Below are 17,519 nucleotides of genomic sequence, written 5' to 3' on the forward strand. Positions count from 1 at the left end.
TTATGACTAACGCTTCAGTTTCAAAGTATAAAGGTATTATTTTAGCTGGTGGTTCAGGCAGTCGTTTGCATCCTATTACGTTAGGCACTTCTAAACAGTTATTACCTATCTATGACAAACCAATGATTTTCTACCCGCTTTCAGTTTTAATGCTCGCGGGTATTAAAGAGATTCTTATTATCTCAACACCAGAAGATTTACCTAATTTTGAGCGTATGTTGGGTAATGGTAGTCAATTTGGTGTTCAAATCAGCTACAAAGAGCAACCAACTCCTGATGGGTTAGCACAGGCATTTATTCTCGGTGAAGAGTTTATTGGTGATGCTAATGTTGCTTTAGTATTAGGTGATAACATCTTCTATGGTCAACACTTTTCAGACAAACTATTAGCTGCTGCACAAGTTGAAAAAGGTGCCTCAGTATTTGGCTATCATGTTTCTGACCCCGAGCGTTTCGGTGTGGTTGAGTTTGATAAAAGAGGTAAGGCGTTAAGTCTTGAAGAGAAGCCTGAGCACCCTAAATCTAACTATGCAGTCACTGGTTTATATTTCTATGATAATGATGTGGTTGAAATTGCTAAAAACATTAAACCATCACATCGTGGTGAGTTAGAAATTACCGATGTGAATATTGCTTACTTAGAGCGTGGTGATTTGAATGTTGAGTTATTAGGCCGTGGTTTTGCTTGGCTTGATACAGGTACGCATGACTCATTACTTGAAGCGAGTCAATTTGTACAAACCGTTGAAAATCGTCAAGGCTTTAAGGTCGCTTGTTTAGAAGAGATTGCTTATATGCAAGGCTGGTTATCTAAAGATGAACTGCTTGATCAGGCAGAAAAACTGAAGAAAACAGGATACGGTCAGTACTTATTTAATATCGCTAATGGAATGATTTAATGAAATTTATTGATACTGCTATTTCTGATGTAAAAATTGTTGAAGTCAATGTCTTTGGCGATGAACGCGGTTTCTTTATGGAAACTTTTCGTGCAGATGAGTTTATGAAACAAACAGGTGCTAAACCATTTGTTCAAGACAACCACAGTAAGTCAACGAAAGGTACTTTGCGAGGTCTGCATTTCCAGGAAGAACAAACACAGGGTAAGTTAGTGCGCGTTACCTCGGGTGCTGTTTACGATGTTGCTGTAGATATGCGCCAATCTTCGCCAACGTTTGGTAATGCAGTAGGGGTGGAACTTTCGGCTGAAAATAAGCGTCAATTGTGGGTGCCAGAAGGTTTTGCACACGGTTTCTATGTAATGACTGATTCTGCTGAATTTGTTTATAAGTGTACGGATTATTATCACCCTGAATCTGAAGTGTCTGTTCGTTGGGATGATATTGAACTTGCTATTGAATGGCCATTAGTTGATGGCGAATTGCCTAAGCTGTCTGCAAAAGACGCAGATGGTTTTTCTTTTCAAGATGCTCCAAAATTTGATTAATAGGTAAAAGTCAGTATGAAAGTTGTTATTACAGGGAAAGGCGGTCAGCTTGCTTGGGAATTAGATCAGCTAGCACCACAAGGTGTTGAAGTTATTAGTGTCGGTATTAATGAGCTTGATATTACCAATGAGATATTGGTTACTGAGTTTCTAACCAACACTAAACCTGATTTAGTAATTAATGCAGCGGCTTATACTGCGGTAGATAAGGCTGAAGAAGATACAGAGATTGCTTATGCAGTGAATGAGTTTGGTACTAAATACTTAGCTAATACCTGTAAGCAAATTAATGCGCGTATCTTACACGTATCTACTGACTTTGTATTTGATGGCTCTAGTACTACGCCTTATAAAACGGATTCAAAGCCTAACCCTATCAATGTTTATGGTGCTTCAAAGCTTGCTGGAGATATAGCTTTACAAGAGATATTACCTGATGCGAGTGTTATTGTACGAACTGCTTGGGTATATTCAGTAAACGGTAACAATTTCGTTAAAAGCATGCTTCGCTTGATGCAAGAGAAGCCACAGCTTGGTATTATCTGTGACCAAGTGGGTACGCCTACTTGGGCTAAAGGTCTCGCGCAATGGTTGTGGGCTATCGCAGATAAACCTGAAGTAACTGGTACCTATCACTGGACCGACGCTGGTGTTGCTTCATGGTATGATTTTGCTATTGCGATTCAAGAGTTAGGTATTGAGAAAGGGCTACTAAAAGAGACAATTCCTATTTTACCTATCTCAACTTCAGCATACCCAACCCCCGCTAAACGTCCAGCTTTCTCTGTGATTGATAAATCAAGTTCAGAAGAAGTATCTGACATAAAAACAACACACTGGCGTAAGCAATTATCAGAAATGATGGATAGTTTGTAATTATATAGTTGCTCGACACTCTGAAGTATAAGATATAAATAGCATTCTAGTAGTATAGGAGAAATTTTGAAACATAATAAACCTTCAGTTGTAGTGTTGTTAGCTGCATATAATGGAGAGCAATATATTGCAGAACAGCTAAACACCATAATAGCGCAGAAAGGTGTAAAACTGTCCATACTAATTAGTGTAGATAAGAGTACGGACTCTACGCTGATGATTGCTCAAGATTATGAGTCTAAATATCCTGATATTGTAACAGTATTGCCCTATGGCGATAAGTATGGTTCTGCGGGGCAAAATTTTACACGGTTATTATGTGATGTTGATTTTAGTGGCTATCAATATATTTCATTTGCAGACCAAGATGATATATGGCTTCCTGATAAGTTACAGAGAGCTATTGTTGAACTGGAGTTTAACGGTGTAGATGGTTACTCTGCAAATGTTACGGCATTTTGGGAAACCGGCAGGGAAGCATTAATAAAGAAAGATTACAAACAAGTTGAATTTGATTATTTATTTGAATCCCCAGGCCCAGGGTGTACCTTTGTATTTAATCGACGGTTAGCTTTATCATTAAAAAAACACTTACTCTCTAAAAAAGATGATCTTAACAAGTTGTGGTTACATGATTGGTACTGCTACTCTTTTGCTCGTTTTAATGAGTTTAAATGGTTCATTGATAGTGTCCCATTGATGAAGTACAGGCAGCATAGTAGTAATGAAGTTGGAGCTAATGACGGTTGGGCAAGCTTTAAAAATCGATTAAAAGTTATCCTGAGCGGTGACGGTTTTTCAAAGGTACTAACTCAAGCATATTTTATTGGGCAGTCGGAATTAGAGCCAATTAAGTTAATAAAGAACAGAAGTCGCTTTTCAATGTTTAGGTTATTGTTTGTGTCTTGGAAGTGTCGCCGTCAATTTTCACATAAAATGATGCTATCAGTAGCATGTTTATTATTTATTATTATAGGTTGCTCTTATCGTGACTCAGAATAAACGAGTATTAGTTACAGGGGCTAGTGGTTTCATTGGTAGTAATGTTTTAGCTTCACTATCAACTAAATACTGTATGATTTCCCAATATCGTAAAAGTGCTTCTATTGTAAGCGAGCCTAATCGACACTTTAAATTGGATATTAACATTCATACAAATTGGTCTAATCACTTGAAAAATATAGACACGATCGTTCATTTAGCAGCAGTTGCCCATAATAACTCCACTGATTCTAACTATATTGATGAGGTGAATGTTCATGGCACTGTTAACCTTGCACAGCAAGCGATTGATCATGGAGTAAAGCGATTTGTGTTTATTAGCTCGATTGGAGTCTTGGGTAATAGTACAACTAAGGGAAAAGTTTTTAATGAGGATTCTGAACCGGCACCTCATTCACAATACGCCCAATCAAAACTTGATGCAGAAAATGCATTATTGAAAATCGCAGAAGAAACAGGTCTCGAAGTCGTTATTCTTCGTCCTGTACTTGTTTATGGTGTGGGAGCTCCTGGTAATTTCGGTAAATTAGTTAATTTGGTTAGCAAAGTGCCTATGCTACCTTTCGCTTTATGTGGTAATAAACGCAGTTTTATTTCGGTTGAAAATTTAGCTAATTTTATCTCTGTGTGTATTGAACATCCAAAAGCTAAGAATGAGATATTCTGTATTTCAGATGGCGTGGATGTTTCTATCAAAGAGTTTACGAATGGTATTGCTAAAGGATTAGGAAAACCTTTAATTCAGCTTCCTATACCAAATTTTATTTTTTTTATATTGGGAAAATTGACAGGCAGGCATGAGCAGATTGAACAGTTAACAGGAAACTTACAGGTTAACTCTAATAAAGCTAGAGAACGGTTAGGTTGGAAACCACCATATACGATGGCTGATACATTTGACCGTTTAATAAATAAACAAGGTAAAAGGTAACATGATCCGTTTAATTGACTTTCTAGCTGCTTTCTTTGGTTTACTATTTTTATGGCCGATATTATTAATTGTTACGATTATTGGCTTATTTGATACAGGCTCTCCAATCTTCATTCAAGAACGATTAGGAAGGCATAAAAAGCCATTTAAATTGATTAAGTTCCGTACCATGTCAATTGAAACTAAATCAGTGGCTAGTCACTTAGCGAGTAATGCTTCAATTACAAGGTTAGGTAACTTTCTACGTAAAACTAAAATTGATGAACTGCCACAACTAATTAATGTTGTTAAAGGTGAAATGAGCTTAGTTGGTCCGCGTCCAAATTTATTCAATCAAGAAGAGTTGATCCAAGAACGTGATGCATTAGGGGTTTACGATGTATTACCGGGTGTTACGGGTTTGGCTCAGGTGCAAAACATCGATATGTCAACGCCTGCTTTATTAGCTAAAACTGACAAGCAGATGATTGATACCTTAACCATTAAAGATTACTTTAAGTATATTCTGATGACTGCGACGGGCAGTGGTTCGGGCGATGCTGTCAAAAAGTAAGACTAATAGTCTAGGGGAAAATCATCAACATGCTCATGTTTAAAGGTTTGGTGGCTTATTAGGTACTCGATTTTTCAATATGGTTAGCTCGTACTATCACATAATTGACAATTAACTGATGACCAATTTGTAGATCATTTCCAGTGTGTTTCCTAATACCTTCAAGAAAAAATACAGGACATCCATGTAATTGACAGGTTTAAAATCGCCGATTAGCCTTACTTTATCTCTTTAGATTTTGTTCGCTGGTTTTCAGGACAACTCAAGCACGTTCAACTCAGTTTCCCTCATGGCAAGATCATGAAAGTCCCTTATGAAATAAGGGATGACGTGAAGTAGTGCTTTCATTAATTAGTACACCGAAATCACAATAATCTTAATACATCCAAGATCGATTTGATTTAGGTGTGATCATATACTTTTTTTAACAGCAGATATTTAGCCTAGGGTTCCCGCATGTTATTTGTCAGCTCAATGAACTCAACCCCTCAACGTTTTATGCTAAGCGCCAGCAACTCAAAAAGGCGGATGTCTCTCAAGGCTTTGTACGAGCAGAGGTCGTCGAAAAGACAACGAAATATCAAGCTCAAATAGCCACGGCTAACATGACACTTCTCATCAATGATGTGGAGCTGAGTATTCCTCAAGGCACGCCCGCTGCCTACCTGGCAGAACTCATTGGAGCGTTGTCATGAAACGCATGCTCAGCGCACCAGAGATTTATCTGTATCGTGAGAGTGTCGACTTTAGGAAGTCCATCAATGGCCTCGCAGCGATTATCGAAAGTGACACCGATTTACCTCTAGGAAGTGGTGCACTGTTCCTGTTCACCAATAAACAGGCCAAGATCATGAAAACCCCTTATGGAATAAGGGATGACGTGAAGTAATATTTTCACTAATTAGACACTGAAGTCACAATAATCTCAATACATCCAAGCTCGATTTGATGATCAGCTTTAGGTGTGATCATATACTGTTTTTTAGCAGCAGATATTTAGCCTAATGAACGGATTAAGCCTTTTGGACTAGGGAGAAATCATCAACATGCCCATGTTTTAAGGCTTCGTGGCTTGTTAGGCACTCTATTTTTCAATATGGTTAGCTATTACCATCACATAATTGACAATTAACCGATGATCAATTTGTAGATCATTTTCAGTGTTTTCTAATACCTCCATAGAAAAATTGGAGGTCCAACAGTGAGTAACCAACACCCATTTATGCATTTTGATGTCATCCCAGATTACCGCCAACAAGGCAAAGTCGAACATAAGTTAACTGATATCATTTTGTTAACAATTTGCGCCGTACTTGCCGGTCAAGATGATTGGAAAGCCATTCATCTTTACGGCTAAGCACAGTTAGCTTTTTAAAGCGGTTTGGTGATTTTAGTCATGGTGTACCTTCTACATCGACAATAGCAAGAGCGATGGGAATGATTAATGCCACTCGCCTACAGAAGTGTTTTATCGAATAGATGAAGGATTGTACTGAGCTGACTAAGGGTGAAGTGATTGCCATTGATGGTAAAACCGTTAGGGGCTCTTATGATGACTCTCGCGGTCTTGGTGCTATTCACATGGTAAACGCTTTTGCGACTGAAAATGGTGTTAGTCTCGGACAACATAAAGTTTACGAGAAATCGAACGAGATCACTGCCATCCCAGAGTTACTCGAACTGCCTGATATATCAGGTTGTTTGGTCACTATTGATGCAATGGGATGCCAAAAGAAAATTGCTCAGAAAATACTTGATAAGAATGCCGATTACTTACTGGCGGTTAAAGGTAATCAGGGGCGTTTAGAGCAAGCGTTTAATGATTATTTCGATATGAGTATGCTGCAAAATCATGATGGTGATTCGTATAGCACGCAGGAAAAGTCTCGTGGCCGCCAGGAAACAAGACTGGCCTTAACGAATACTGATTTGAGTGTTTTAGGTGATGTTGGACTTGAATGGCCAGAGCTAAAAACAATGGGTATCGTTGTTTCTTTGCGACAAAAGGAAGAGGTCGCGAAAGAGTCAGAATTCACGGTTAGATACTACATTAGCTCGAAGGAATTAAGTGCTAAAGAATTGTTAAATGCCATACGTTCACATTGGTTGGTTGAGTCGATGCACTGGTCGTTAGATACCGCTTTCGGTGAAGATGCCAGCCGAAAACGAGTAGATGAAGGTCAGAAAATTTTGCAAGGATCAGGCAAATGTGCTTAAACATGCTGAAGAGTGAAACGACTCTCAAAGCGAGTATTAAACACAAAAGAGCCATGTGTGCGATGAATTGTGAGTATCTTTTAAAGGTTCTGGCAAGCCTTTATTGACGGGGATGTTCATGATTTTTCCGTGCGTTAAATACTGAGTTCCGAGAGAGAGTTTTGTTTGGGATTTAAGGTGTTTTAATAAATTTGCAACTCATGCGGGAACCCTGGTGGGTAAACCTATCGGTTTACTTCAAATATCCTGAATATGTTCGAAAGGCAATTTACACAACAAATGCTATTGAGGCCGTTCATCGTCAGTTCCGCAAACTGACCAAAACGAAAGGTGGGTTCCTGAATGAAAATAGCTTGCTAAAACTCTTATATGCGGGGATATTGAATTCTTCTAAGAAATGGACAATACCAATCCAGAACTGGAATATGACATTATCTCAATTAGCGATTCACTATGAAGGTCGGTTGGATGACTTCTTAGATACCTAGCTAAAATTAGCTGACACAGAATTCTGAACGCCCTCTGATTTTTCCGTGAGTGTCAAAACTAGTAATAGCCCATTTCTTTGATATATGCCTCAATATTTTTCACTGGCTTTATAAATAACTATTAATAATAAGAATCATTTTATGCAACGTCTAAACTTTATATGGCAACTCTCTCGTGTGAAAAAGCGGGTGATCAGTGTACTGATCGATACTTTGTTCATCTTGATGGCTTTGCATGCGGCATTGTGGACAAGGCTGGGTGAAGTCAAATTGTTGGTTAACAATGATGATTTTTTTTTCGTGGGATTAGTTGTTTTATCGACGATTTTAATTTTTACCAAAATGGGGCTTTATCGAGCGATTCTTCGCTATTTAACCTTCCATGCCCTCTTTGTTTTGTCTGTAGGGACGTTCCTCTCTGCACTGGCGTTGGCGGTATTTGCGTATTATTTTCAAGAGCCTATCCCTCGTACAGTGCCGTTTATCTATTGTTCTTATCTCGTGCTCCTTTGTGGTGGCAGTCGTCTTATAGTGAGGAACCTAGTGGCGGTTATTAACAAGGAATCTCGTCAGCAAGTATTGATTTATGGTGCAGGCTCGGGAGGGAGGCAGCTTGCTGTGGCGTTACGTGCCTCTGAAATATATCAAGTTAGAGCATTTATTGACGATGATAAAACCTTAACCGACACCTTGATTTTAGGGTTGCCTGTCATAAAAGTTGAGCAAGCCGAGGCGCTTATTCAAAAATACGCTGTAAGCAAAATATTTTTAGCCGTCCCAAGTGCTTCTCGCTCTCGTCGTAAACAAATCTTAGGCTTATTGGCCCCTCTTCCGGTAGAGATTCAAACGGTACCCGATATGGCGGATATCGTATCAGGTAAAGCAAAGATCGATGAGCTTATCGATGTGCCTATCGAAGATTTGCTCGGTCGTGATGCGGTTGCGCCTCAGCAAGTACTGATGGAAGCCAATATCAAAGGTAAAGTGGTGATGGTGACCGGTGCTGGTGGCTCTATTGGCTCTGAGTTGTGTCGTCAAATATTAAAACAACAACCTAAAGCCTTAGTGCTGCTTGAGGTCTCCGAGTTTGGCTTGTATCAAATTGACCGTGAGCTTTCCCTAGTAAAAGAAACGAACGGTTACGATGTTGAAATCGTGCCGTTATTAGGCTCCGTTCAGCGCTCACATCGCTTGTTGACCTCAATGCAGTCTTTTGGTGTCCAAACGGTTTATCATGCAGCAGCTTATAAGCATGTTCCTCTTGTTGAATACAATGTAGTGGAAGGCGTACGTAATAACGTATACGGCACTTACTATACGGCTAAGGCGGCGATTGAAGCCGGTGTTGAATCATTTGTACTGATCTCAACAGACAAAGCGGTGCGCCCTACTAACGTGATGGGCACCACCAAGCGCATGGCGGAATTAGGATTACAAGCCTTAGCGCAGCAAGAAAACCAAAAAGAGAACGGTACTCGTTTTTGTATGGTGCGCTTTGGCAACGTACTTGGTTCTTCAGGTTCCGTAATTCCATTGTTTAAGAAGCAAATTAAAGCCGGTGGGCCGCTTACTGTGACTCACCCAGATATCACCCGCTTCTTTATGACGATTCCTGAGGCTGCTCAACTGGTGATTCAAGCTGGTGCGATGGGCAAGGGCGGAGATGTTTTCGTACTTGATATGGGTGAGTCGGTGAAAATTACCGACCTTGCGGAAAACTTGATTAAGTTATCCGGCCTGTCAGTTAAGAACGAAGAGAATCAGCATGGGGATATCGAGATTCAATTCTCAGGCTTACGTCCGGGAGAAAAGCTGTATGAAGAACTATTGATTGGCGATAATGTTGCGCGTACTGCTCACGAACGTATCATGACTGCGCAAGAGGTGTTCTTACCAATTGATGAGTATGACACGCTGATCGAGTCTTTAGATTTTGCTTGTCACAACTTAAAGCATGATACTATTCGACAATTGCTTCTTGATGCACCAACCGGTTTTAATCCAACCGATGGAATTGGGGATTTAGTTTGGAATGCGAGTCAAGTGCAAGAAGCGCCAAATTCAGCCAGTGCTTAGTGTGAAGCCAATGCTTAGTGAAAGCCAGTGTATAGCGAAAGGCGATGATAACGGTGAAAGTTAATAGTTAATAAAGAGCCTCGTAATGTGATTACGGGGCTCTTTTTGATTGTGTCGAATGCGTAGCGAGTACTTAATCTTCTAAGTGATTAGAACAGTCAGCTAAAGACAAAATGACATTTTTTTTCACATCCGATCCGCCTACCTACGACGTTTCTTGATCTTCCACTACAGTTTTGACTGTAAACTGTAGTAAAATTACGCTAATTTGTTTTTATACCGATTTATTTTGAATTGAACGAGGTCAGTCCTATGTCAGCTAAGAAGCCAATGGCTCTAGTGATCCTTGACGGTTACGGTTACCGTGAAGACAACCAAGACAACGCTATCGCGAACGCTAATACACCTGTATTAGACGGTCTTATTGCTAACCAACCTAACACGCTAATCTCGGCTTCTGGCTTAGATGTAGGCCTACCAGATGGTCAAATGGGTAACTCAGAAGTGGGTCACACCAACATCGGTGCGGGTCGCGTGGTATACCAAGATTTAACGCGCATTACTAAATCAATCGCAGACGGTGAGTTCGGTCAAACGGAAGCGCTAGTGAATGCTGTTGATAAAGCGGTTAAAGCAGACAAAGCGGTTCACATCATGGGCCTTATGTCTCCAGGTGGCGTTCACTCTCATGAAGATCACATCTACGCGGCTGTTGAAATGGCAGCAGAGCGTGGCGCAGAGAAAATCTACCTACACGCATTCCTAGACGGCCGTGATACGCCGCCACGTAGCGCTGAAAACACACTTGCACGCTTCCAAGCGTTGTTCGCTAAGCTAGGTAAAGGCCGTGTGGCTTCGCTTATTGGTCGTTATTACGCAATGGACCGTGATAACAACTGGGATCGCGTTCAAGAATCTTACGACCTGCTGACTGAAGCAAAAGCGGAATTCACATTCGACACGGCGGTTGCAGGCCTAGAAGCGGCTTACGCTCGTGACGAAAACGATGAGTTCGTGAAAGCGACTGAAATTAAAGCAGAAGGCGAAGAGTCTGCCGCTATCGTTGATGGCGATGCGGTTATCTTCATGAACTACCGTGCTGACCGTGCTCGTGAAATCACACGCGCATTCGTGCCTGATTTCGACGGCTTTGCTCGTAACGTATTTCCAGCAATCGATTTCGTGATGCTAACTCAATACGCAGCAGACATTCCACTGCTATGTGCATTCCCACCGGCTTCTCTAGAGAACACCTACGGCGAATGGTTATCGAAAGAAGGCAAAACGCAGCTACGTATCTCTGAAACAGAGAAATACGCGCACGTGACGTTCTTCTTCAACGGCGGTAAAGAAGACGAGTTTGAAGGCGAAGAGCGTCAGCTTGTTGCGTCTCCAAAAGTAGCGACTTACGACCTACAGCCAGAAATGAGCGCACCAGAGCTAACTGAAAAGCTCGTTGCTGCAATCAAAGGCGGCAAATACGACGCGATCGTTTGTAACTTTCCTAACTGTGACATGGTTGGCCACACTGGTGTTTACGATGCAGCGGTTAAAGCAGTCGAATCGTTAGACGAATGTCTTGGCAAAGTGGTTGAAGCAATCAAAGAAGCCGATGGCCAACTGCTTATCACTGCTGACCACGGTAACGCGGAAATGATGGTAAACCCAGAAACGGGCGGCATCCACACAGCGCACACTAACCTACCGGTTCCACTTATCTACGTAGGCAGTAAAGACGTTGAGTTCAAAGAAGGCGGTAAGCTGTCTGACCTAGCACCAACGATGCTTTCTCTATCTGGTATTGATATCCCAGCTGAAATGTCAGGTGACGTGATCGTTAAGTAATCACTTTACTTTCATCGAATACTAGAACGGCTGCACGCGAGTGTAGCCTTTTTTGTATCTGGAGTAAGGGGAATAGATGCGAGTAAACGAGATACGAAGAGCTTTAAGGGCAGGTACGGGATGCGAGTAAACGGGATGCGAAGAGCTTAAGTGCAGATACGGGATACGAAGAGCTTAAGGGCTGGTGCATGATGCGAGTAAGCGAGTCACGAACAGCACGAGAGCTGTTACATATTTTCGCATCTCGAATCTCGTTACTCTCATCTGCTCTAGACTGTCATTCCAGAATTGAGGAACGAAATATCTGGAATATCATGCCATGTATTACTTGTCATATTCGGTGCTCTACATAAAGAGAGATTCCCTATCACGCTCGTGCCTCGCTGTAGGGAATGACGTAATGATAAAGGGTAGGTACATCATTCGAGCAATGTGCTTTACGCATCTCGTTACTCGCTCTCATCCTTCTCTATAGCCGAAAGCTCAAAATCCAACAACCACTTTTTGCGGTTCATACCGCCGGTGTAGCCGGTTAATGTTCCATTCGCACCGATGACTCTATGGCAGGGAACAACGACGCTAAACGGGTTCTTGCCGTTCGCACCACCTACCGCTCTTACGGCTTTTGGGTTATCCATTCTCTTTGCTTGTTCGCCATAACTGATGGTTTCGCCATAAGGAATGGTTGTTAAAGCCTGCCAAGCTGCTTTTTGAAAGTCCGTGCCTTTTATCACTCTTAATGGCAAATCGAATTTTGTTCGTTGACCTGCGAAGTACTCATCTAACTGTTTTGCCGCCAGTTGGCATAGCTGATCTGGGTTGCTAGTCATTAGCTCTTCGTGATTTATATGGTCAATTTCAATAATAGATATACCATTACTCACAATGATCATCTTGCCAATCGGTGCGTTATAGAGCATTTTGTAAGTACTGTCTTCCATGTCTTCTTCCTTCTTTCTAGTCTTTAGTATCTCGTACCTGCTTTTCAAGCTCTTCGCATCTCGATACTCGTATCTCGCATCTGATTTTTAGGCTCTTCGCATCTCGTTTACTCTCATCTCGCATCTTTTTTTATGCGAAGCGCAAAGCAATACCCTGAAATACCGCCCATGATGTTCCCCAAGGCTAAGCCGATAAACAACCCTTCAACACCATCAATTTGGCTACCTATCCAAGCGAAAGGCAATGTGAATATAAACAAGCGCATGAAGCTCCACTGGAAGGCTTTGAGTGGTTGATGCATCGCATTCATCGCACTAATCAGCATCATCACAATACCTTGGAATCCATAGCTAAATGGGACTACTAATAGGTAATGCCACAATATGCCTCGCACAGACTCTTCTTGAGAAAATAGGGCGGCTAGAGGGATGCTCAATGGCACCATCATTAAGAAAATCAAGCCCTGAAATAGCACAGCAAAACGCATGCTTAAGAACAGCGCTTTGAAACTGCGCTGCGGGTTATCAGCGCCAAAGTTTTGCGCCATGAAAGGCGTAAGGGCAGAAGTTAAAGACATCAACACGATGATCAAAATCGATTCAATACGCTGGGCAGCTCCGTAAGCCGCCACGGCTTCTGTCCCTTGTTTGGCTAGCATCATCATGATAATGGCGCCAGCTAGTGGGTTCAGGGCATTGGAGAGTGCAGCGGGTGTGCCGATGGATAAGATCTGTTTCCAGTCATCGATGATGTTTTTTAGTTTGGGCGGAGCCAGCAGCTTTTCTCGTAGGATTAATACATACAGTGAGCCACATAACGCACCAAACCAACTGAATCCACTAGCAATCGCAGCGCCTTGAATCCCTAGCTCAGGGAAAGGCCCATAACCGAAGATCAGCAGTGGGTCGAGAATGCCGTTAATCAGGCCAGCCAGCATCATGATCTTGGCGGGTGTTTTTGTATCGCCACTCGCTCGTATTGCGCTGTTGCCTGCCATTGGAATCACAAGTAGTGGTATCGCTAAATACCAGACCGACATGTATTCGGATATCAGTGGCAGTAACTCAGGTTCTGCGCCTAACAGAGTAAACATGGGTTCTAGCGTTACGAGCCCCAGTGTTGATGCAAAACCAACAAGAAGCACCGCAAGTAATAAACCGTGGCAGGTAAAGCGAGCTGCATTTTGCGCGCAGCCTTGGCCAAGTAACCGCCCGATACACGTCGACAAGCCAATGCCTATGCCCATGGTAATGCAATTGATGGCGAAGGTGACAGGGAAGGTAAAACTTACCGCTGCAAGGGCTTGCGTGCCGAGCAATGAGATAAAGAATGTATCGACAAGGTTAAACATCAAGATCGCCACCATGCCGAATATTGTCGGTATGGTCATAGTGCGTAAAGTCTGTGCTATCGGGGCAGTGAGAAGCCCATGCTTATCTTGCATGTAAAACGCCGTTGGAACTAGAATATGAGTAGAATACAGTGAATTGTGAGTAGTCTGAAGATCGCTTTCATAAAGTTTACAAATCACACAATACTAACAGCATACGGTGTGATAGCATTCTGCCGTTATTAATTTAGATGTTTTGAGAGAATTACAGTGAAGCAGCAGAACCAAACGCAACCATATTCCCAAGAAAATCCGCCAAGATTCCACTCAAGTGACGAAATTGATCTGCGAGAGCTTATTAGAGCTCTATGGGACGGTAAACTAATCATTATATTGGTCACAGCTTTATTTATCATTGGCAGTATTGGTTTTGCATTGTTAGCTCAAGAATGGTGGTCATCTGAAGCGAAAGTTACAAAAGCACAATCACAAGATATTGCTGCATATCAGCAGCAAGTGAGACAGTTTCAACCAGTTTTTGATATTTATCAAGAAGATGGTACTGTTCTTGTTAGCAAGGAGTTGAATCATTTGGTGAGTTCTGATGTGTTATTTCAACGTTTTGTGAATAAATTTAATTCAACTAATAACAAAAGAGAGTTCTTAGATAATAGTGTTGAGTTTCAAGAATATAAAGATTCTGCATTTAGCAGTAATGTTGACATGACTGCTGACGAAGTCAGAGTTTTATCTACTAAGTGGTTTAATAGAATCTCCGCTACTAAAGTTGATAACAAGGATGCAAGCTTATCGTATACCGTTAGCTTTCAGACAACGACCAAGGATAGTAGCTTTGACTTACTATCCGCGTATATTAAGGCTACTGAGTTCAGTGTTCACCAAGATGCATTTAACAACTTACGAGCTGTAGTTGATGGCAAGAGAAATGAACTTATTCAGCAAAAAAGAATTTTAGAGAGCCAGGCAATTAATCAATTATTAGTTGAAACTGAGCGAACAAAATACGCAGCTCAAATTGCTAATTCTGCAGGCGTAGATAGACCGATTCAAACAGGTAATGAAAAAGAGTTGTTTAGTATACATTTAGGCTCTAAGGGGTTAGAAGCTAAAGTTAAAGCTTTAGAATCTGTTAAAAACTTAAGCGTTATAGAGCCACGTCTTCAACAAATAAATGCAAAGCTGCAAATGCTTGATGATCTCGAGATAGATAGAGCAGTTCGGTTTCAAACCTTTCGTTTCCTAGAAAATGTTGAACAACCAATAACTCGTGATAAACCTAAGCGTGCTTTGATTGTCGTCCTAGGCGCATTGTTAGGTGGAGCGCTAGGTTTTGTGATAGTTCTAATTCGTTTTGTGTTTAGAAAAGAAGATTAAGTTTAAATGGCCAGTGTGATTCACTGGCCATTCTTCTTTCTACAGATGTGTTGTTTGAGTTTCCTCACAAAAAGTATCTCTTCCCCCTTGGGATCTTTCACTTCGCCCCAACATACTGATTAACCCATGCCAATCGTGGCAACTATCATATTAAATGGAAATTATCAGGAGATACGACCGATGAATATCCGTCCTCTACACGACCGAGTTATCGTTGAGCGCCAAGAAGTTGAATCTAAATCTGCTGGTGGCATCGTTCTAACTGGTTCTGCCGCTGAAAAATCAACGCGCGGTACTATTCTAGCTGTTGGCAAAGGCCGCATTCTAGAAAATGGTTCAGTACAACCATTGGACGTTAAAGTTGGCGATACCGTTATCTTCTCTGAAGGCTACGGCACTAAAACTGAAAAGATCGACGGCAAAGAAGTTCTGATCATGTCTGAAAACGACATCATGGCGATCGTTGAGTAATCCGACCCATAAAATTGAACTGATTGAACAAAGAATTTAAAGGAAATAAAGATGGCTGCTAAAGACGTTAAATTTGGTAACGACGCACGTATTAAAATGCTAGAAGGTGTAAACGTTCTGGCTGACGCAGTAAAAGTAACGCTAGGTCCTAAAGGCCGTAACGTTGTTCTAGATAAATCATTTGGCGCACCAACGATCACTAAAGATGGTGTTTCAGTTGCACGTGAAATCGAACTTGAAGACAAGTTCCAAAACATGGGCGCACAAATGGTTAAAGAAGTGGCTTCGCAAGCGAATGACGCGGCGGGCGACGGAACAACAACAGCTACAGTATTGGCTCAGTCTATTATCGCTGAAGGCCTAAAAGCGGTTGCTGCTGGCATGAACCCAATGGATCTTAAGCGCGGCATCGACAAAGCGGTTATCGCGGCTGTTGAAGAGCTGAAGAACCTTTCTGTTCCTTGTTCAGACACGAAAGCTATCGCGCAAGTAGGTACTATCTCTGCGAACTCTGATTCGACAGTAGGTAACATCATTGCTGAAGCGATGGAAAAAGTAGGTCGTGATGGCGTAATCACGGTTGAAGAAGGTCAGGCTCTGCAAGACGAGTTAGACGTAGTGGAAGGTATGCAGTTCGACCGCGGTTACCTATCTCCTTACTTCATCAACAACCAAGAAGCAGGTTCTGTTGATCTAGAAAGCCCATTCATTCTTCTTATCGACAAGAAAGTTTCGAACATCCGTGAACTTCTTCCGACTCTAGAAGCAGTTGCTAAGGCATCTCGTCCACTTCTTATCATCGCTGAAGACGTAGAAGGCGAAGCGCTAGCAACTCTTGTTGTGAACAACATGCGTGGCATCGTTAAAGTGGCTGCGGTTAAAGCACCTGGTTTCGGCGACCGTCGTAAATCTATGCTGCAAGACATCGCTATCCTAACGGGCGGCACGGTAATCTCTGAAGAGATCGGCTTAGACCTTGAGAAAGTAACGCTAGAAGACCTAGGTCAAGCTAAGCGCATTACGATCACTAAAGAAAACTCAACCATCATCGATGGTGCGGGTAATGAAGAGATGATTAAAGGTCGCGTTTCTCAAATTCGTCAACAAATCGAAGATGCAACGTCTGACTACGATAAAGAAAAACTTCAAGAGCGCGTAGCTAAGCTAGCTGGCGGTGTTGCAGTAATCAAAGTAGGCGCAGCAACTGAAGTTGAGATGAAAGAGAAGAAAGACCGCGTTGAAGATGCACTTCACGCAACTCGCGCTGCTGTTGAAGAAGGTGTGGTTGCTGGTGGTGGTGTTGCACTTATCCGCGCTGCGTCTAAAGTTGCTGGCCTTGAAGGCGACAACGAAGAGCAAAATGTAGGTATCCGCGTTGCATTACGTGCAATGGAAGCTCCTATTCGTCAAATCACTAAGAACGCAGGTGATGAAGAGTCTGTTGTTGCTAACAACGTTCGTGCTGGCGAAGGTAACTACGGTTACAACGCGGCTACGGGTGAATACGGTGACATGATTGCAATGGGTATCCTAGATCCAACTAAGGTAACTCGTTCTGCACTTCAGTTCGCAGCATCAGTTGCTGGTCTTATGATCACAACAGAAGCTATGATCACTGACAAGCCACAAGATTCTGGCCCTGCAATGCCTGATATGGGTGGCATGGGCGGTATGGGTGGCATGGGCGGCATGATGTAATCATCCCCCTTTCTCGTAACAGAGAAAGCCATACATAAGCTTTAGAACGGAGACCTCGGTCTCCGTTTTTGTTTTTGAAGAGCAGATACTTAAGAGCAGATACTTAAGAGCAGATACGAGATGCGAGTAATCGGGATACGAAGAGCTTTAAAGACAGATGATAGGTGCGAGTAAGCGAAATTTGAGAAGATAAAAGCATAGAATCTGAACTATCTCTAACTTGGTTCTTTATTAATACTTTTCTACGA

General features: G+C 41.9%; 14 protein-coding genes and 3 pseudogenes. 15 read left to right on the forward strand and 2 right to left on the reverse strand.

Annotated elements, in window-relative coordinates; translation table 11 throughout:
- Positions 1–2 precede the first annotated feature (2 nt).
- The 12 genes and pseudogenes from rfbA (at position 3) to gpmM (ending at position 11,435) form a co-directional block, all read left to right on the forward strand.
- Positions 3–899: a glucose-1-phosphate thymidylyltransferase RfbA gene (gene rfbA, locus QWZ07_RS23175; protein ID WP_192853299.1), complete on the forward strand. Its 897-nt coding sequence runs from the start codon at positions 3–5 to the stop codon at positions 897–899.
- Entirely contained in the window at positions 899–1,447 is a 549-nt protein-coding gene (gene rfbC, locus QWZ07_RS23180; protein ID WP_192853300.1) for a dTDP-4-dehydrorhamnose 3,5-epimerase, read from the forward strand. Before rfbA ends, rfbC begins: the two co-directional genes overlap by 1 nt.
- A 15-nt stretch (positions 1,448–1,462) precedes the next feature.
- Positions 1,463–2,323: a dTDP-4-dehydrorhamnose reductase gene (gene rfbD, locus QWZ07_RS23185; protein WP_192853301.1), complete on the forward strand. Its 861-nt coding sequence runs from the start codon at positions 1,463–1,465 to the stop codon at positions 2,321–2,323.
- Positions 2,324–2,389: 66 nt separating this feature from the next.
- Positions 2,390–3,325 (forward strand): glycosyltransferase, encoded by a 936-nt coding sequence (locus QWZ07_RS23190; RefSeq protein ID WP_192853302.1) that lies wholly within the window; start codon positions 2,390–2,392, stop codon positions 3,323–3,325.
- Positions 3,312–4,256: an NAD-dependent epimerase/dehydratase family protein gene (locus QWZ07_RS23195; RefSeq protein ID WP_192853303.1), complete on the forward strand. Its 945-nt coding sequence runs from the start codon at positions 3,312–3,314 to the stop codon at positions 4,254–4,256. Before QWZ07_RS23190 ends, QWZ07_RS23195 begins: the two co-directional genes overlap by 14 nt.
- Position 4,257: 1 nt before the next feature.
- Positions 4,258–4,809: a sugar transferase gene (locus QWZ07_RS23200; protein ID WP_192853304.1), complete on the forward strand. Its 552-nt coding sequence runs from the start codon at positions 4,258–4,260 to the stop codon at positions 4,807–4,809.
- 479 nt (positions 4,810–5,288) lie between these two features.
- Positions 5,289–5,504, forward strand: a pseudogene (locus tag QWZ07_RS23205) (IS66 family insertion sequence element accessory protein TnpA); the annotation flags it as partial.
- On the forward strand, positions 5,501–5,698 hold the full coding sequence (gene tnpB, locus QWZ07_RS23210) for an IS66 family insertion sequence element accessory protein TnpB (RefSeq protein ID WP_192853305.1): 198 nt from the start codon (positions 5,501–5,503) through the stop codon (positions 5,696–5,698). The pseudogene QWZ07_RS23205 and the gene tnpB, both read left to right, overlap by 4 nt.
- A 333-nt stretch (positions 5,699–6,031) precedes the next feature.
- A pseudogene (locus tag QWZ07_RS23215) lies at positions 6,032–7,133 on the forward strand (ISAs1 family transposase).
- A 108-nt stretch (positions 7,134–7,241) separates the two neighbouring features.
- Positions 7,242–7,514 (forward strand): annotated as a pseudogene (locus QWZ07_RS23220) (transposase); the annotation flags it as partial.
- A gap of 141 nt (positions 7,515–7,655) precedes the next feature.
- Positions 7,656–9,590 carry a polysaccharide biosynthesis protein gene (locus QWZ07_RS23225; RefSeq protein ID WP_192853306.1) on the forward strand — a complete coding sequence of 645 codons (1,935 nt, stop codon included), beginning with the start codon at positions 7,656–7,658 and terminating at the stop codon, positions 9,588–9,590.
- 312 nt (positions 9,591–9,902) lie between these two features.
- Positions 9,903–11,435, forward strand: a complete 1,533-nt coding sequence (gene gpmM / locus QWZ07_RS23230) for a 2,3-bisphosphoglycerate-independent phosphoglycerate mutase (protein WP_192853307.1) — start codon at positions 9,903–9,905, stop codon at positions 11,433–11,435.
- 449 nt (positions 11,436–11,884) lie between these two features.
- On the opposite strand, the gene QWZ07_RS23235 is transcribed toward gpmM, so the two are convergent.
- Positions 11,885–12,376 (reverse strand): methylated-DNA--[protein]-cysteine S-methyltransferase, encoded by a 492-nt coding sequence (locus QWZ07_RS23235; protein ID WP_192853308.1) that lies wholly within the window; start codon positions 12,374–12,376, stop codon positions 11,885–11,887.
- 113 nt (positions 12,377–12,489) lie between these two features.
- Positions 12,490–13,821: an MATE family efflux transporter gene (locus QWZ07_RS23240; RefSeq protein ID WP_192853309.1), complete on the reverse strand. Its 1,332-nt coding sequence runs from the start codon at positions 13,819–13,821 to the stop codon at positions 12,490–12,492.
- 156 nt (positions 13,822–13,977) lie between these two features.
- On the opposite strand from QWZ07_RS23240, the gene QWZ07_RS23245 reads away from it, so the two are divergent.
- From QWZ07_RS23245 to groL, 3 genes are all read left to right on the forward strand, one after another.
- Positions 13,978–15,102 carry an LPS O-antigen chain length determinant protein WzzB gene (locus tag QWZ07_RS23245; RefSeq protein ID WP_192853310.1) on the forward strand — a complete coding sequence of 375 codons (1,125 nt, stop codon included), beginning with the start codon at positions 13,978–13,980 and terminating at the stop codon, positions 15,100–15,102.
- Positions 15,103–15,282: 180 nt separating this feature from the next.
- Positions 15,283–15,573, forward strand: coding sequence for a co-chaperone GroES (locus QWZ07_RS23250; RefSeq protein ID WP_004733324.1), 291 nt, complete (start codon positions 15,283–15,285; stop codon positions 15,571–15,573).
- 51 nt (positions 15,574–15,624) lie between these two features.
- Positions 15,625–17,271 (forward strand): chaperonin GroEL, encoded by a 1,647-nt coding sequence (groL, locus tag QWZ07_RS23255; RefSeq protein ID WP_017081617.1) that lies wholly within the window; start codon positions 15,625–15,627, stop codon positions 17,269–17,271.
- Positions 17,272–17,519: the final 248 nt, after the last annotated feature.

It is taken from the genome of Vibrio lentus (genome assembly GCF_030409755.1).
GTDB classification, from domain to species: domain Bacteria; phylum Pseudomonadota; class Gammaproteobacteria; order Enterobacterales; family Vibrionaceae; genus Vibrio; species Vibrio lentus.